The sequence below is a fragment of the Rhizobium sp. Pop5 genome (genome assembly GCF_024721175.1).
In the GTDB taxonomy this organism is placed as follows: Bacteria; Pseudomonadota; Alphaproteobacteria; order Rhizobiales; family Rhizobiaceae; genus Rhizobium.
This window is the reverse complement of record NZ_CP099399.1, coordinates 1,504,174-1,518,469: the sequence shown is the minus strand read 5'-3', so window position 1 is coordinate 1,518,469 and position 14,296 is coordinate 1,504,174. Positions and strand designations below refer to the sequence as shown.

The window sequence follows — 14,296 nt, the reverse complement described above, 5'->3', positions numbered from 1 at the left end:
TCCTAATTATAACCGCGCGCGGTGCGGAAGGCGGCAGCGAGATCCGAACCGCCGTCGAATACGCGCGCCGAGGTCTGCTTTGCAAGTGCGTCGAGCTGGGTCTTGTCGGCGTCGCCGAAGGTGATGCCGAAGATCGGTACATGCGGCTCGGTCGCGTTCCATTCGCTCATGAAAGCCTGGCTTTGATCATCGGACTTGCCATCGGTCATGATGACGATCGCCGGCAGATAAGTCGAGAGCCTGTCGGTTCTGGCGATCTGCTGCAGAGCTCGCTCGGCACAAGCATACATATTCGTGCCGCCATTCGCCCTTTGCCGGGAAATCTCGTTCAGCAGGCCTTCCTGCTCCAATGGATTTCCGCTCGCCATGAAGGTGCTGCGCACCGTTCCATCGAAGGGAATGACGATGATCTGGTCGGCAGGCGACCATTGCACCAGCACCTTGCTCGCCTCGTCGGGCGTCAACAGGAAGCGCATCGCCTGCTGCAACTGGTCCTCGCCATTGCCCTGCATGGAGCCTGAAAAATCCAGGCACAGCGCAGTCAGCGACGGCTTGCGTAGCGCCGCCTGATAAAGAGTGAGCGCCTGGCGGATGACGCCCGCCTCCGGCATACGGATGGCGGTCACGAGCCGGGAGGGATCGAAATTCCAGTTCGGTTCCGGTTTTGCCGCAACGCCGGTCAGCGGGATGCGCCGGCCGGTATCAGCAATGCGTTGCTGTACGGGAGCCGAACGGAGGTAGGCGAGCAGATCGTTGAAGAAGGTCTGGACTTCCGCACCGCGGCCGTGATCGACGAAGCCGATCGGCGAATCCGCCATGGCGACGCCATCGGCCGGATAGATCGCGTAAAGCGGCTCCTGCGAGAGGGCGGCGAGCTTATCGTTGGTCTCCTTCAGCACCGCTTCGTAGTTCCACATCGCATCGTAGAGCTTACCCTTGCGGGCGGAATCGACATAGAGGTCGGCGAGCCAGCCGGAAGAGCCTGACGAACGCTCTACCCCTGAAAGCAGCGCCCGGACGCTTTCCTGGACGTTTTTGTCGTCGAGATCGCCGGGTTCGATCACCGGCTTGTTGCCGAGCGCGCTCGACAGCATGGCGAGATAGGCGCTGGCGCCCGAGTTGGATTGCGTCGCCGAGGTCATCAGGAATTTCAGCGATCCACTTTCGACCGCGGCAAGAATGTCCTTCATGAAGACGTCCTTGCCGATCCAGCCGAGCTGTTGCGCCTTCGACTTGCGCACGCCCAACACCACCGGCGTCTGCGCGATCGAAGTGAGGCTCTTGACGCGGCGCCTGGTGTCAAACATCTCGACCCACACGCTGGAAGCCGGCCAGACAGCATCCTGCTCGACGCCCTGGTCGCTTTGCAGCGCCAGGCCGATATCGAGCGTGCCTTCATATTTGAAGGTGCAAGTGGCGTTCTTCTGCTTGCAGAATTCCTCGACGATCGGCTGCAGGACGGTATTTTCCGATCCCGATACGATCGAGAAATCCGGCCCCCTGCCGAAGGGATCGCAGCCCGAAAGAATGAGAGCGGCAAGAAGTGCCAGGCTCGAAAACAGCGCTCGCATCGTCATGTTGCCGATCACGCCTGGGTCATCGCCTTCTTGAGCTCGATCGTCATCTGCTCCATCTGCTGCTCGGCGAGCGCCCGCTTCCGGCGCCCCTCTTCCTGAACCTGAAGCACGCCCGATATGGTGTCGATCAGATCCTTGTTCGCCTTGGCAAGCGTGTCGATATCAACGATTCCGCGCTGCGATTGCTGTTCGATAGCGATCGCCTGGTCCTTCATCATCTCCGACGCCTGACGGATCATGTCATTGGTGGCGTCGGTCACCGCCTTCTGAAGATCGAGCGCCGATTTCTGCCGCGTCAGGCCGAGCAGGATGACCATCTTCTGCTTCCAGGCCGGCACTGTTAGCGCCGAGGTCGCCTGCAGGTTCTCGATCAGAGTCTCGTCGCCCGCCTGGACGATGCGGATCTGCGGCAATTGCTGGATGCCGAGCTGACGGGCCTGCTGCAGATAGAACACCCGCTTCTCCAGCCGGTCGAGCGCCTGCAGGCTGTCCTGATAGGTTTGCGCTTCCAGTATGCCGCCGCCGGGACCGGTCGCTGCTGCTTCGGCCTCAGCCTTCAGCTTCGGCAGCTCGACGCTGCGGAAATGCTCGGCGAAATTCTTACCGGCCTGCACATAGGCGTCGAGCCGTGTGATCGACTGCCTGGTTTCCTCGTGAAGGTCGTCGAGCAACGCGATGTCGCGTCTCAGCGTATCCTTGTGACGGTCGAGCTCGAGGCCGATCCGATCGATTTGGCCGGCCACATCCTCGAACGCCTCCTTGAAGCGTTCGAGCCGCGCTTTGGCGGAGAGGAACATGCGGCTGAGGAAACCCTGCTCCTTCAGCGATGCCGGATCGAGGCTCTTCGACTTGAGGATGATGTCGGTCAGCAGGCGGCCCACGTCGCCGAGATCCTTGTTGCGAACCTCGCGCAGGATCCTGTCGGCATAGTCGCTGACAGTCTGCTGGGCACGGTCGCCATAGACCGAGATACCGGCGCGGTCGCTGATGTTGATGTTATCGGAAATGCGGGCAATTTCCGCCGGATCGGCGGCGACGACCGGCAGGGCGGCGTTCTGAACAGTCGCGAGGTCCGTGTCGGCCATAGGTCGGGCTTTCCAAGCTTGCAGCGCAGGATGGTCTTCAAGGCCTATCTTCGAACAAACAGGCTTGATCGCAATGGCTTGGTAGCAAGGATCGCGGCTCGAAGAGCACGACGACGCGCCGGCGACTCAGCCATTGCCGGTCGCCGAACCATAGTGAATTTTATGATACAGTTTTATGACGGCTGAGAAATCCTGCGCTTACTTGCAGGCCTCGGCCTTACGATCGAGCAGCTCCAGCTTGGCGAGCTTTCCGGTCAGGACGAAATCGCCGTAATCCATCGTGAGATCGCGGGTGATGCCGTTCTCATAGAGCTTGAAGGACATGCGGTAGACAGGCAGCGCGTCCGATTTCGCATTCTCATTGAAATAGGCGATGGTCACCGGCCAGAAGGCGGCCTTGGAGAAGGCGCCTGCATTGCCGGAATCGGCCTCCTCGGCAACAGGGATTTCCTGTTTGCCGACGATCGTCGTCGTTACCAGCGACTTGTCGCCGTCATCAGAGCCGTCGAAGACGCGGGCCTCGAAGAAGCGCTTGCCGTCCTTGGCATGCTGGATCACGTCGAGCATGTGCTCTGTGGGAAAACGGCTTTCGGCAAGCTGAAGCTCACGGCTTGCCGGCTGCGTGAGATCGACCTTCACGCCATCGGGCTGATCCTGGGCAGCACCGTTGACCTCCTTGTCGAGTTGGTCGTCGGTGAAGGATTTGGTATCGAAGGTGAACTTACCATCCTTCAGATTTTCGAAGGTCTTCGTCTGCTGGTCGCTGACGCGCACGCTGTCGCCGGTGTTGATCTGCGTCACGAAGCGGAAATTGGTGGTAAAGCCCTGACAATAGTTGCCGTCGAATTCATAGACCATGCGACCGTACATGCCGGCGATGCCAGAGCGGTCCGAGGCGTCCTTCAGTTCCAGATCGTAGACGGCGCGATGGGCGACGAGGCCGGTCGCGATCGCCGCGCTCACCGCAGGCGCGGCCGCCCATGCATTGGCGGAAGCGCTGACGAGAAGCAGAGCGGCAAGACTCGATCGGAACATTCATTAACTCCTGTTGGACTCGGCCGCGATGTTATAAGAACTCTTTCGGCCAAATCGAGGCTCGAAGCTGTCATATTAAAGATTCTAGTCTTGATGCATAATTTTTGAAACATTGACAACAAAAGCGGAGACGAAAATGTCCGATGAAATTGCAGCGCGCCTGACTGAGATGGGGATAACCCTGCCTGAAGCTGCGGCACCCGCCGCAAACTACGTTCCCTATGTCATCAGCGGCAATCTTCTCTACATCTCCGGACAGCTGCCGCTCGAAGGCGGCAAGGTCGCCGTATCAGGCCATCTCGGCAAGACGGTCGACGTTGCGGGCGGCCAGCGCGGCGCCGAACTCTGCGCCATCAATATCCTTGCCCAGGCGAAGGCGGCACTTGGCGGCGATCTCCGCCGCATCCGTCGCGTCATCAAGCTGAATGGCTTCGTCGCTTCCGCGCCCGACTTCATCGAGCAGCATCTCGTCATCAACGGTGCTTCGAACCTGATTGCTGGTGTGCTCGGCGAGGCCGGCAAACATGCGCGCGCTGCCGTCGGCATGGCCGCCCTGCCGCTGAACGCCGCCGTCGAAATTGACGCTATCATGGAAATCGCAGAATGACCAATGCCGACTGGATCAAGGACGTGCCGGTCGCCCATCGCGGCTATCACGACCTCAACAAGCATGTCTGGGAAAACACGCTTTCGGCCTTCTCGCGCGCCGTCGAAGCCGGCTTTGCGATCGAATGTGACCTGCATTATGCCTCCGACGGCGTGCCGATCATCTTTCATGACGAGGATCTGCAGCGCCTGTGCAACCTCAACGGCGACATTCGCGAACGCACGTCGAGGGAACTCGGCCTGATCGCCGTCGGCGGCACTGGTGACAAGGTACCGACGCTCAGCCAACTCCTCGAGCTCGTCAAGGGCAAGGTCCCGTTGGTGCTGGAGCTCAAGGGCCGCGAGGCCGATGACGAGGGCTTTGCCGAATCCGTGCTCGAAGTGCTCGACGGCTATGAGGGCAAAGTCGCCCTGATGAGCTTCGACCATTGGCTGCTGCGCGATCTGAAGGCGCTCGGCTCGCCCTACCCGCTCGGCCTGACCGCTAACGGCAACACGCCGGAGGAGTTCGAGACCCATGCGAAGGCAATGGAGATCGGCCTTGATTTCATCTCCTATTATTATGGCGACCTCCCGAACGCGTTTATCACAGGCGAACGCGAAAAGGATATTCCGGTCATTACCTGGACGGTGCGCGATGAAGAAGCTCGTCGGCGTACTTTCGAAAATGCCGACCAGATGACCTTCGAGGGCTTCGACCCGCGTGTGGCGGTTTGACGCTCGCTTTTTGGCCAAGATCATGCGCAGACTGAGGTAGAGCCGAACCGTCCCCTCCCCACAGGCTTCGCATTTGCCCCATGACCGATGAACTATCCATTCGCGTAGAACGCTCCTTCACCGCGATTTCCCCGGAGAGCTGGTCCAGGCTTTCCGGGGCGTCGAAGGCCGGCAGCACGATTGCCTACAATCCGTTCGTTTCCCACGCTTTTCTATCGTCGCTGGAGGAATCCGGTTCGGCCACCGCCGAGACCGGCTGGCTCGGCCATCACCTGCTGCTCGAGACCGATCGCGGCGAACTGATCGGCGCCCTGCCCGGCTATCTGAAGAACCACAGCCAGGGCGAATACGTCTTCGACCATGGCTGGGCCGATGCCTTCGAACGGGCCGGCGGACGCTATTATCCCAAACTGCAATGCTCGATCCCCTTTACCCCGGCCACGGGCCCGCGTCTTCTCGTCGCCGAGGGGTTGCAGCGGCTGCCGATCCAGAACGCGATCGCCGAAAGCCTGAAGGAGGTCGTGCGAAGGCTCGGCATCTCCTCGGCCCACATCACCTTCGTGCCTGATGAGGAGATCGGCATCTTCGAGATGGACGGCTATCTGCACCGCACAGACCAGCAGTTCCATTTCATCAATGACGGCTATGCCAATCACGAGGAGTTTCTCGAAACGCTCGCCTCGCGCAAACGCAAGGCATTGCGCAAAGAGCGGCGCGCCGCTCTCGAAAACGGCATCAGCGTCGACTGGCTGACCGGCCGCGATCTCACGGAACGCATCTGGGACCAGTTCTTCAAATTCTACATGGATACCGGAGGCCGCAAATGGGGCCGGCCCTATCTCACCCGCAAGTTCTACTCGCTGATTGGCGAGCGCATGGCCGACGACATCCTGCTCGTCATGGCCAAGCGTGACGGGCGCTATATCGCCGGCGCGATCAATTTCATTGGCGGCGATACGCTTTACGGCCGTCACTGGGGGTGTATCGAGGATCACCCCTTTCTGCATTTCGAGGTCTGCTATCACCAGGCGATCGACTTCGCTCTTTCAAAGGGATTGAAACGGGTCGAGGCGGGGGCGCAGGGCGAACATAAGCTCGCCCGCGGCTACCTGCCGGTGACGACGCATTCCGCCCACTATGTCGCCCATGCCGGCCTTCGCCGGGCGATCGGCGACTATCTCGCGCGCGAGCGTGCCGATGTCGAACAGATGAGCGAACTGCTGAGCGAGCACAGCCCATTCCGCAAAGGCGAGCGTCAGCAGGAGGATTGACGCCGCCCTGCCGGCCGCGCTACCCGATCAACAGGAACTGAGGAGATTTCGCGATGACCAGCCCGGCAGCCTATGACGACAACAATATTTTCGCAAAGATCCTGCGCGGCGAAATTCCCTCGCACCGAGTCTACGAGGACCAACATACAGTCGCCTTCATGGATGTGATGCCACAGGCGCCGGGACACGTGCTCGTCGTTCCGAAGACGCCTTCTCGCAATATCCTCGATGCCGATCCCATCACCCTGACCCATGCCATTACCGTCGTCCAGAAGGTCGCCAAGGCGCTTGAGGAGGTCTTCGACGCCGATGGCGTATTCATCGCACAGTTCAACGAACCGGCCGCTGGGCAAACGGTGTTCCATCTGCATTTCCACATCATCCCTCGCCATGAGGGCGTGCCGCTCAAGCCGCATTCCGGCAAGATGGAGGATGGCACCGTGCTTGCCGCCAATGCCGAAAAGATCAGGGCAGCGCTCGCTTAACACCGGTTCTGCTGATGCACCAAAACAAAAAGGCCGCTGTCGAGCGGCCTTTTCCAGTTCAGTGATCAGATCTCACTTCTTGCGCGGAACCTTGGGAACCGTGCTTCCCTTTTTCGGAGCGTCGCGGACCTCCGGCTCGGCCTGCGGGACCGTCTTGGCGCGGGTCTTGCGGGCCGTCTTCGTCTTCAGTTCGCCGTCATCCTCGTCGTCGACTTCGGGATGAGCGACCTCGGCTTCCGGCTTCGGCTTGATCGGGGCCGTATCCGGAATGGCTTCCAGCACGATGCCGGGCTTGCCGTCTTCCTTCGGGCCGACGGTGACGTTGACGACGCCGCCTTTCTTCAGCTTGCCGAAGAGGATTTCGTTGGCAAGCGGCTTCTTGATCGTGTCCTGGATCACGCGGGCAAGCGGGCGGGCGCCCATCTTCTCGTCGTAACCCTTTTCCGCCAGCCAGGCGATCGCGTCCTCATGCAGGTCGAAGGTGACGTTCCTTTCGGAAAGCTGAGCCTCCAACTGCATGATGAATTTCTGCACGACCTTGTGGATAACAGCCGTCGGCAGCGCCGCGAAGGGAATGATCGCGTCAAGACGGTTGCGGAATTCCGGCGTGAACAGACGGGTCAGCGCCTCCTCATCCTCGCCGGTGCGCTTGGACGAGCCGAAGCCGATCGCGGCCTTGGCCATTTCCGAAGCGCCCGCATTGGTAGTCATGATCAGAATGACGTTGCGGAAGTCGATCTTCTTGCCGTTATGGTCGGTCAGCGTGCCGTGATCCATGACCTGCAGCAGGATATTGTAGATGTCGGGGTGTGCCTTCTCGATTTCGTCGAGAAGAACCACGCAATGCGGGTGCTGATCGACGCCATCGGTCAGGAGACCGCCCTGATCGAAACCGACATAGCCGGGAGGTGCACCGAGCAGGCGCGAAACCGTGTGCCGCTCCATGTATTCGGACATGTCGAAGCGCAGAAGCTCGACGCCAAGCGACGACGCCAACTGCTTCGCCACCTCGGTCTTGCCGACGCCGGTCGGACCGGAGAAGACATAGGAGCCGATCGGCTTGTTCGGTTCACGAAGGCCGGCACGCGCCAGCTTGATCGAGGTCGACAGGGCTTCGATCGCAATATCCTGGCCGTAGACGACCGAACGCAGTTCCTGCTCGAGATTGGCAAGTACCGCTTCGTCGTCCTTGGAGACGGTCTTCGGCGGAATGCGGGCCATCGTGGCGATCGTTGCCTCGATCTCCTTTTCCGTGATCAGCTTGCGGCGCTTCGAGGGCGGCAGCAGCATCTGCGCCGCACCCGTTTCGTCGATCACGTCGATCGCCTTATCGGGCAGCTTGCGGTCGGAGATGTAGCGGGCCGACAATTCGACGGCCGACTTGATAGCGTCGTTCGAGTAGCGCAGATGGTGATACTCTTCGAAATAGGGCTTCAGGCCCTTCATGATTTCGATCGCATCGTCGATCGACGGTTCGCTGACGTCGATCTTCTGGAAACGACGGACCAGCGCCCTGTCCTTCTCGAAGAACTGGCGGTATTCCTTGTAGGTGGTCGAACCGATGCAGCGGATCGCGCCTGACGACAGGGCCGGCTTCAACAGGTTCGATGCATCCATCGCGCCGCCTGACGTGGCGCCCGCACCGATCACAGTGTGGATTTCGTCGATAAACAACACCGCACCCGGATATTCCTCGAGCTCCTTGACGACCTGCTTCAGGCGTTCCTCGAAATCGCCGCGATAGCGGGTGCCGGCGAGCAGCGTACCCATGTCGAGCGAGAAGATCGTCGCATCGGCGAGCGCTTCCGGAACCTTGCCTTCGACGATACGCTTGGCAAGACCTTCAGCGATCGCCGTCTTGCCGACGCCGGGATCACCGACATAGAGTGGATTGTTCTTCGAACGCCGGCACAGGATCTGGATCGTGCGGCTCACCTCGGCGTGACGACCGATCAGCGGATCGATCTTGCCGCCCTTGGCCTTCTCGTTGAGATTGACGCAATAGGCCTTGAGCGCATCCTGCTGCTTCTTGGGGCCGCTTTCCTCCTCGCCGCCACGGGCCGTCGGCTTGCTTTCCGATTCCTCCTCGACGCCGCGCGGCGTGCGAGCCTCCGAAGCGCCTGGCCGCTTGCCGATGCCGTGAGAGATATAGTTGACGGCATCGTAGCGGGTCATCTCCTGCTCTTGCAGGAAATAGGCGGCATGGCTCTCGCGCTCGGCAAAGATCGCGACGAGCACGTTGGCGCCGGTCACCTCCTCGCGGCCGGAAGACTGCACGTGGATGACGGCGCGCTGGATGACTCGCTGGAAGCCGGAGGTCGGTTTGGAATCCTCGTCGTAACCCGTGATCAGATTGGAAAGTTCGTTATCGACATATTCGACGAGCGTCTTGCGCAGCGCGTCGAGATCGACATTGCAGGCGCCCATGACCGCGGCCGCATCGGCATCGTCGATCAGGGCGAGCAGCAGATGCTCGAGCGTGGCATATTCGTGGTGCCGCTCGTTGGCAAAGGTCAGTGCCTGATGGAGCGCCTTCTCTAAGCTAGGCGAAAATGTTGGCACGTTCAGATCCTCACTTCTTTTCCATGACGCATTGCAGCGGATGCTGGTGCTGCCGGGCGAAGTCCATCACCTGGCTGACCTTCGTTTCCGCTACCTCGTATGTGAATATTCCGCATTCCCCGACGCCGTGATTGTGGACATGGAGCATGATGCGGGTGGCACTTTCACGATCCTTCTGAAAAAAACGCTCCAGAATATGAATGACGAATTCCATGGGTGTGTAGTCGTCATTCAAAAGCAGCACGCGATACAGGTTGGGCTTCTTGGTCTTCGGCTTCGTGCGTGTAATGACCGAGGTTCCGCGATTTCCGTTATCCCCGTTCCTTTCGCTGTCGTTCTGCATCCGGATCGGCTTTGCGATCATTTTCATTCATTCCTCGATCAATCCGGCGGAGCATGGGAGGGTGCTTTTCCCGCCGAATATCTGAAACACTAACTTAGTTCATAATAGGCCGATTTTAAGCCCCCTGTCAGACACTGCAATCAAGAAATGGCCGGCATTCACGGGAAAGACCAAAAAAGTCCCTGGCCAATTCCACGCAGGCGCTGCAGCAAAAGCGGAAACAAAAAAGACCGGCCACAGATGCGTAGCCGGTCCTTGTTTTTCAATATGTAGCGCAGGTTGCGCTATCGAAGTCGCTTTATGCGGCGACGGATGCCGCAGGCTGCGCCGACTTCGGCGTCTTGGCGACGGCCGCGGCGATCGGAGCCTCATAGGGCTTGTAGGCTGACTTAGCGAGATCGGCGTACATTTCGCCGAGCTTCGTCGTTTCGGAGACGAAGTTCTCATAGGCGGATTTGACATAGCTGGTCTGGAGTTCGAAAGCGGCCTCGAAGCTCTTGGCGCCGGCCAGCGTTTCGAAATGCGTCACCGCGTCCTGAAAGGATTTCTTCGAATATTCAGCGGCTTCGGCAGCGATGGCCTGAAAACCCCTGGCCGTCTCAGAATAAGTTTTCAGCGCCGTGTCGACGGCTTCCTTGCTCTTCTTGTTGGCATCGTCAAAGTTGAACATGGCCGTCCTCCGTTGGGGCTGTTGGTGGCGGCAGGGTAGCTGCAATGCACAAATAGTCAAGTAGTCTTGTGCGCCGCAAAACATCCATTGGTTGCATTACAATTAGATAACAAAGCATGCGCGCCGGGGCACGTACGTCTTTAATTGATTTTGCTAATATATATCACAATGCCGCAACCGCAGGCTTTAAAAAATTTTCGCTCGAGCAGCAGAAAAACAAAAAAGACCGGGCGGATTGCGCCGCCCGGTCCCCTTGAAGCTTTCGGATGCGATCAAAGATCGACGTCGAGGATCGCCATCGAAAAGTTGTAAGAGCGGTCGCCGTCCTCGTCATCGACATAGACAACGCCCAGAAATTCTTCGCCAAGATAAACTTCCGCAGAATCGTTCTTGCGCGGACGCGCCTTGACGACGATCTGCGGGTTGAGCGTACGTTTGAAATAGGCGTCGAGCTTCTTGATTTCTTCTGGCTTCACTCTGTCATCTCCGTGAGCGGTCTTGATTGGCCGCTTCTTGCACAGGAAAAGCAGCGGTGTAAAGGCAAGGTTGCCACTTGGCGTGGTCTGTCCCCGCCCCGTTCCTGCCGACCTTTCCTATCCTATACCTCATAAGCGCTCAGATATCGGCGCCGATTACCTGGTCCATGTTGCGCGACGGCTCCGAACAACCGGCCTCGCCGACGACCTTGGCCGGAACGCCTGCCACCGTCTTCTTCGGCGGCACCGCCTTCAAGACGACAGAACCGGCGGCAACACGCGAGCAGTAGCCGATCTCGATATTGCCGAGGATTTTCGCGCCGGCGCCGATCATGACGCCGCTGCCAATCTTCGGGTGACGGTCGGCACCCTCTTTGCCCGTGCCGCCGAGCGTGACGCCATGCAGGATCGAGACATTGTCGCCGATGACGGCCGTCTCGCCGACGACAAGGCCGGTCGCATGGTCGAGGAAGATGCCTTTGCCGATGCGGGCGGCCGGATTGATGTCGGTCTGGAAGACGCTGGAGGAGCGGCTCTGCAGATAGAGCGCGAAATCACGCCGGCCGCGATTCAGCAGCCAGTGGGCCAGACGGTGCGTTTGCAGTGCATGAAAGCCCTTGAAATAGAGCACCGCTTCCATGAAACGAAGGCAGGCGGGATCGCGATCGTAGATCGCCTGGATATCGACGCGCAGGATAGAACTCCATTCCGGCCAGTCGAGGAGCATTTCCTCGAAGGTCTGACGAAGCAGGTTCGCTTGCATATCGGGATGATCGAGGCGCTCGCAAATGCGGTGAATGACGCATTCCTCAAGCGAATGGTAGTTGATCACCGTCGAGTAGAGGAAGGCGGCGAGAACAGGGTCTTGTTCGGCGGCGATCCGCGCTTCCTCGCGCAGGCTATCCCAGATGGGATCCATCGCCTTTACGGGATGGCCTGTCTCAAAAGCACGAATGTCTGTCTTTGCGACCATTGCCGCTCTCCTCGCTGCCTTCAGGAATGCCGGTTTCGGAATGCCGATATATAGAGGAAAACGGCAATAACATAAATGGGTGCCGCCGCCATGGTTTTTTAGCATGGCTTTTCGGCATCACGATTTTGTCACCGGCTGGAGATCTTTCCGTAGAAAGCCAGCACCGCCTGTTTGAAAACCTTGTCGCCGACCGCGAGCATATGATCGCGGCCCGGAATATCGAGAGCTTCGGCATTGGGCATCAGCGCCGCCAATTCCTGCGGCGAACCGGCAATATCGTCCTTGGTGCCAACGCCGATCAAAGTCGGCATGTCGAGCTTGCCCATATCCGCGCGCGCGACGAGATCGCGCGAGCCACGGATACAATCGGCAAGGGCGACGCGGTCGCTCTTCGTCTGGTCGGCGAACGCCCGGAACATCCGGCCTCGGGCATGCGTCACCTCATCCAGCGAGGGAGCAAGCAGCGCATCGGCAATCGGGTCCCAATCCCCGACACCATCGGTCATGCCGATGCCGAGGCCGCCGAGCACCAGTGAACGGACACGATGCGGATTGGCGAGTGCCGCAAAGACGGAAATGCGCGCGCCCATGGAATAGCCCATGACATTGGCTTCCGGAATGCCGAGATGATCGAGCAGCGCGATCGCGTCGCCGGCCATGATCCATGGACGATAGGCTTCGGCATCGTGCGGCTTGTCGCTTGCACCGTGGCCGCGATTGTCGATGGCGATCACCCGGTAGCCGGCGTCGCCCAGCGTCTTCAACCAGCCCGGATGCACCCAGTTTACGTTTGCCGTCGAGGCAAAGCCGTGGATCAGCAGGACCGGCACGCCGGACGGATCGCCTTCGTCGAAAAAGGCAAGCTGCAATCCGTCATGGGTGAAGCTTGAAAATGCTGGTGTATTCAGGTTCATCGGCCCTTCCTTTTTGGCGCGACCATAATGGAGCCGCCCGTCAGCGTGAAGCCAAAAACTGTGGCTAAAAACTGTGTCTGGCGCGGCGCTTTGGCTCTACACATTTGCAGCGAAGGCTTATAAGGTCCGCGCACGTTTCAAAGCATTCGGAGAGCGACATGGCCGGCCACAACATTCCCCACTTCCAGAACGACGGCGGTCACCGCGTCATCGAAGTCGGTGTCAAGGAATTCATGTGCACCGGCGCTTCGGCTCCCTTCGACCATCCGCATATCTTCATCGACATGGGTGACGACAACGAGAAGGTCTGTTCCTACTGCTCGACGCTTTACCGCTTCAATTCTTCGCTCAAGCCGAGCCAGACCAATCCGGCCGGTTGCGTTTTCCACGTGAAGGCGGCGTAACCCGTCCAGGATCGGACGGATAATGCCGGTCGAACATGCCGCCATCATCGGCGCCGGAATTGCCGGGCTGACCGCTGCCCTTTCGCTTTCGCGTCGCGGCATCAGCTCGGAGATTTTCGAGCAGGCAGGCGAACTCACCGAGGTGGGCGCCGGATTGCAGGTGTCGCCGAACGCCTCCCGCATCCTTGCCGAACTCGGCATCCTGGAAAGGCTGTCGACGGTTTGGCTGGAACCGGACGCGATCCGGCTGATATCAGGTAGTTCGCTCCGCCAGCTCGCGGCCGTCCCGGCAGGAAAATTCGCGCGGGAACGCTGGGGCGCTCCCTACGGCGTCCTGCATCGCACCACATTGCAGAAGGCCCTTCTGGCCGCCGTCGAGGCCGATCCGCTCTGCCGGCTTCACCTCGGCGTGCGGATGGAATCCGGCCTGCCGTCTTTCGAGCGCGCGGCCGATCTGGTCATCGGCGCGGACGGCGTCTGGTCGAAGCTCCGTGCATCCATTCCCGGCAGCCCCTCGCCGCGTTTTTCCGGCAATGTCGCCTATCGCTTCACTATTGACGAAGATGAGGCGCCCGGTTTTCTCGACCGGACAAGCGTTTCCGCCTTCCTCGGCGGGGCGGCGCATCTCGTCTGCTATCCCTTGAAAGAGACGAGAAGCTTCAACATGGTTGCGATCACGGCCGGCAACCTTGCGCCGCAGGCCTGGCAAAGCGAACCGACGACCGAGCAGCGCGCGCAGTTGCGGACGCGCCTTTCCGGCTGGAACGCCGCAATCCTTTCACTGTTCGAAAAACAGGGAAGATTGACTTTCTGGCCGTTGTTCGAAACCACAGCGGGCGTCTGGCAGGACGGCCGCAAGACGGTTCTGATCGGCGATGCCGCACATGCGATGATGCCCTTTGCCGCGCAGGGAGCGGCCATGGCGATCGAAGACGCTTACGAGCTTGCCGCATTTCTTTCGAACCGCTCCGCAGCGGAAGCGCTGCCGCTCTTCGAGAAGCATCGCGCGCCGCGTATCGCCAGGCTTCGCCAGCGTGGTGCCTTCAACCGGTTTGCCTATCATGCGAAAGGGCCGATCCGGATCGGCCGCGATCTCGTCCTCGGCCTCAAGCCGCCGCAAAGCCTCGCGGCGGATCTCGACTGGATCTACGGCTATCGGGCTCTGCATCTGCCGTAAG

At 59.9% G+C, this 14,296-nt stretch carries 15 protein-coding genes; 6 read left to right on the top strand and 9 right to left on the bottom strand.

All coding sequences use genetic code 11. The annotated features are described in order from the left end of the window. Nucleotides 1-2: 2 nt before the first annotated feature. From NE852_RS09715 to NE852_RS09705, 3 genes are all read right to left on the bottom strand, one after another. Entirely contained in the window at nucleotides 3-1,571 is a 1,569-nt protein-coding gene (locus NE852_RS09715) for a substrate-binding domain-containing protein (protein ID WP_037171508.1), read from the bottom strand. Between the two features lie 14 nt (nucleotides 1,572-1,585). Continuing rightward, nucleotides 1,586-2,662, bottom strand: a complete 1,077-nt coding sequence (locus NE852_RS09710; protein ID WP_258156451.1) for a toxic anion resistance protein — start codon at nucleotides 2,660-2,662, stop codon at nucleotides 1,586-1,588. 198 nt (nucleotides 2,663-2,860) lie between these two features. Continuing rightward, nucleotides 2,861-3,697: a cell envelope integrity EipB family protein gene (locus tag NE852_RS09705; protein WP_008526919.1), complete on the bottom strand. Its 837-nt coding sequence runs from the start codon at nucleotides 3,695-3,697 to the stop codon at nucleotides 2,861-2,863. A gap of 136 nt (nucleotides 3,698-3,833) precedes the next feature. Between NE852_RS09705 and NE852_RS09700 the strand changes: the two genes are divergently transcribed. The 4 genes from NE852_RS09700 to NE852_RS09685 all read left to right on the top strand — a co-directional run bounded on the left by NE852_RS09700 (nucleotide 3,834) and on the right by NE852_RS09685 (nucleotide 6,776). Further along, a complete protein-coding gene (locus NE852_RS09700) occupies nucleotides 3,834-4,304 on the top strand; it encodes a RidA family protein (protein WP_008526921.1) in 471 nt (156 codons plus the stop codon). Further along, a complete protein-coding gene (locus tag NE852_RS09695) occupies nucleotides 4,301-5,020 on the top strand; it encodes a glycerophosphodiester phosphodiesterase (RefSeq protein WP_008526923.1) in 720 nt (239 codons plus the stop codon). The genes NE852_RS09700 and NE852_RS09695 overlap by 4 nt, the downstream gene beginning before the upstream one ends. Nucleotides 5,021-5,100: 80 nt before the next feature. Beyond that, a complete protein-coding gene (locus tag NE852_RS09690) occupies nucleotides 5,101-6,291 on the top strand; it encodes a GNAT family N-acetyltransferase (protein WP_008526926.1) in 1,191 nt (396 codons plus the stop codon). A 53-nt stretch (nucleotides 6,292-6,344) separates the two neighbouring features. Then, the gene (locus tag NE852_RS09685) at nucleotides 6,345-6,776 is read left to right on the top strand and encodes an HIT family protein (RefSeq protein ID WP_008526927.1); all 432 of its coding nucleotides are present in this window, start codon (nucleotides 6,345-6,347) and stop codon (nucleotides 6,774-6,776) included. Nucleotides 6,777-6,848: 72 nt separating this feature from the next. On the opposite strand, the gene clpA is transcribed toward NE852_RS09685, so the two are convergent. The 6 genes from clpA to NE852_RS09655 all read right to left on the bottom strand — a co-directional run bounded on the left by clpA (nucleotide 6,849) and on the right by NE852_RS09655 (nucleotide 12,714). Beyond that, entirely contained in the window at nucleotides 6,849-9,338 is a 2,490-nt protein-coding gene (clpA, locus tag NE852_RS09680; RefSeq protein ID WP_258156450.1) for an ATP-dependent Clp protease ATP-binding subunit ClpA, read from the bottom strand. Between the two features lie 10 nt (nucleotides 9,339-9,348). After that, on the bottom strand, nucleotides 9,349-9,702 hold the full coding sequence (gene clpS / locus NE852_RS09675; RefSeq protein WP_008526939.1) for an ATP-dependent Clp protease adapter ClpS: 354 nt from the start codon (nucleotides 9,700-9,702) through the stop codon (nucleotides 9,349-9,351). Nucleotides 9,703-9,979: 277 nt separating this feature from the next. Continuing rightward, nucleotides 9,980-10,351 (bottom strand): phasin family protein, encoded by a 372-nt coding sequence (locus NE852_RS09670; RefSeq protein WP_008526941.1) that lies wholly within the window; start codon nucleotides 10,349-10,351, stop codon nucleotides 9,980-9,982. A 272-nt stretch (nucleotides 10,352-10,623) separates the two neighbouring features. Then, entirely contained in the window at nucleotides 10,624-10,827 is a 204-nt protein-coding gene (locus NE852_RS09665) for a DUF3126 family protein (protein ID WP_008526943.1), read from the bottom strand. 139 nt (nucleotides 10,828-10,966) lie between these two features. Beyond that, nucleotides 10,967-11,800, bottom strand: a complete 834-nt coding sequence (cysE, locus tag NE852_RS09660; protein ID WP_008526945.1) for a serine O-acetyltransferase — start codon at nucleotides 11,798-11,800, stop codon at nucleotides 10,967-10,969. Nucleotides 11,801-11,928: 128 nt separating this feature from the next. After that, nucleotides 11,929-12,714, bottom strand: coding sequence for an alpha/beta fold hydrolase (locus tag NE852_RS09655; protein WP_008526947.1), 786 nt, complete (start codon nucleotides 12,712-12,714; stop codon nucleotides 11,929-11,931). A 158-nt stretch (nucleotides 12,715-12,872) separates the two neighbouring features. On the opposite strand from NE852_RS09655, the gene NE852_RS09650 reads away from it, so the two are divergent. Both NE852_RS09650 and NE852_RS09645 read left to right on the top strand, forming a co-directional pair. Further along, nucleotides 12,873-13,118, top strand: a complete 246-nt coding sequence (locus NE852_RS09650) for a zinc-finger domain-containing protein (RefSeq protein ID WP_008526950.1) — start codon at nucleotides 12,873-12,875, stop codon at nucleotides 13,116-13,118. Nucleotides 13,119-13,140: 22 nt separating this feature from the next. Beyond that, entirely contained in the window at nucleotides 13,141-14,295 is a 1,155-nt protein-coding gene (locus NE852_RS09645) for an FAD-dependent monooxygenase (protein ID WP_008526953.1), read from the top strand. Nucleotide 14,296: the final 1 nt, after the last annotated feature.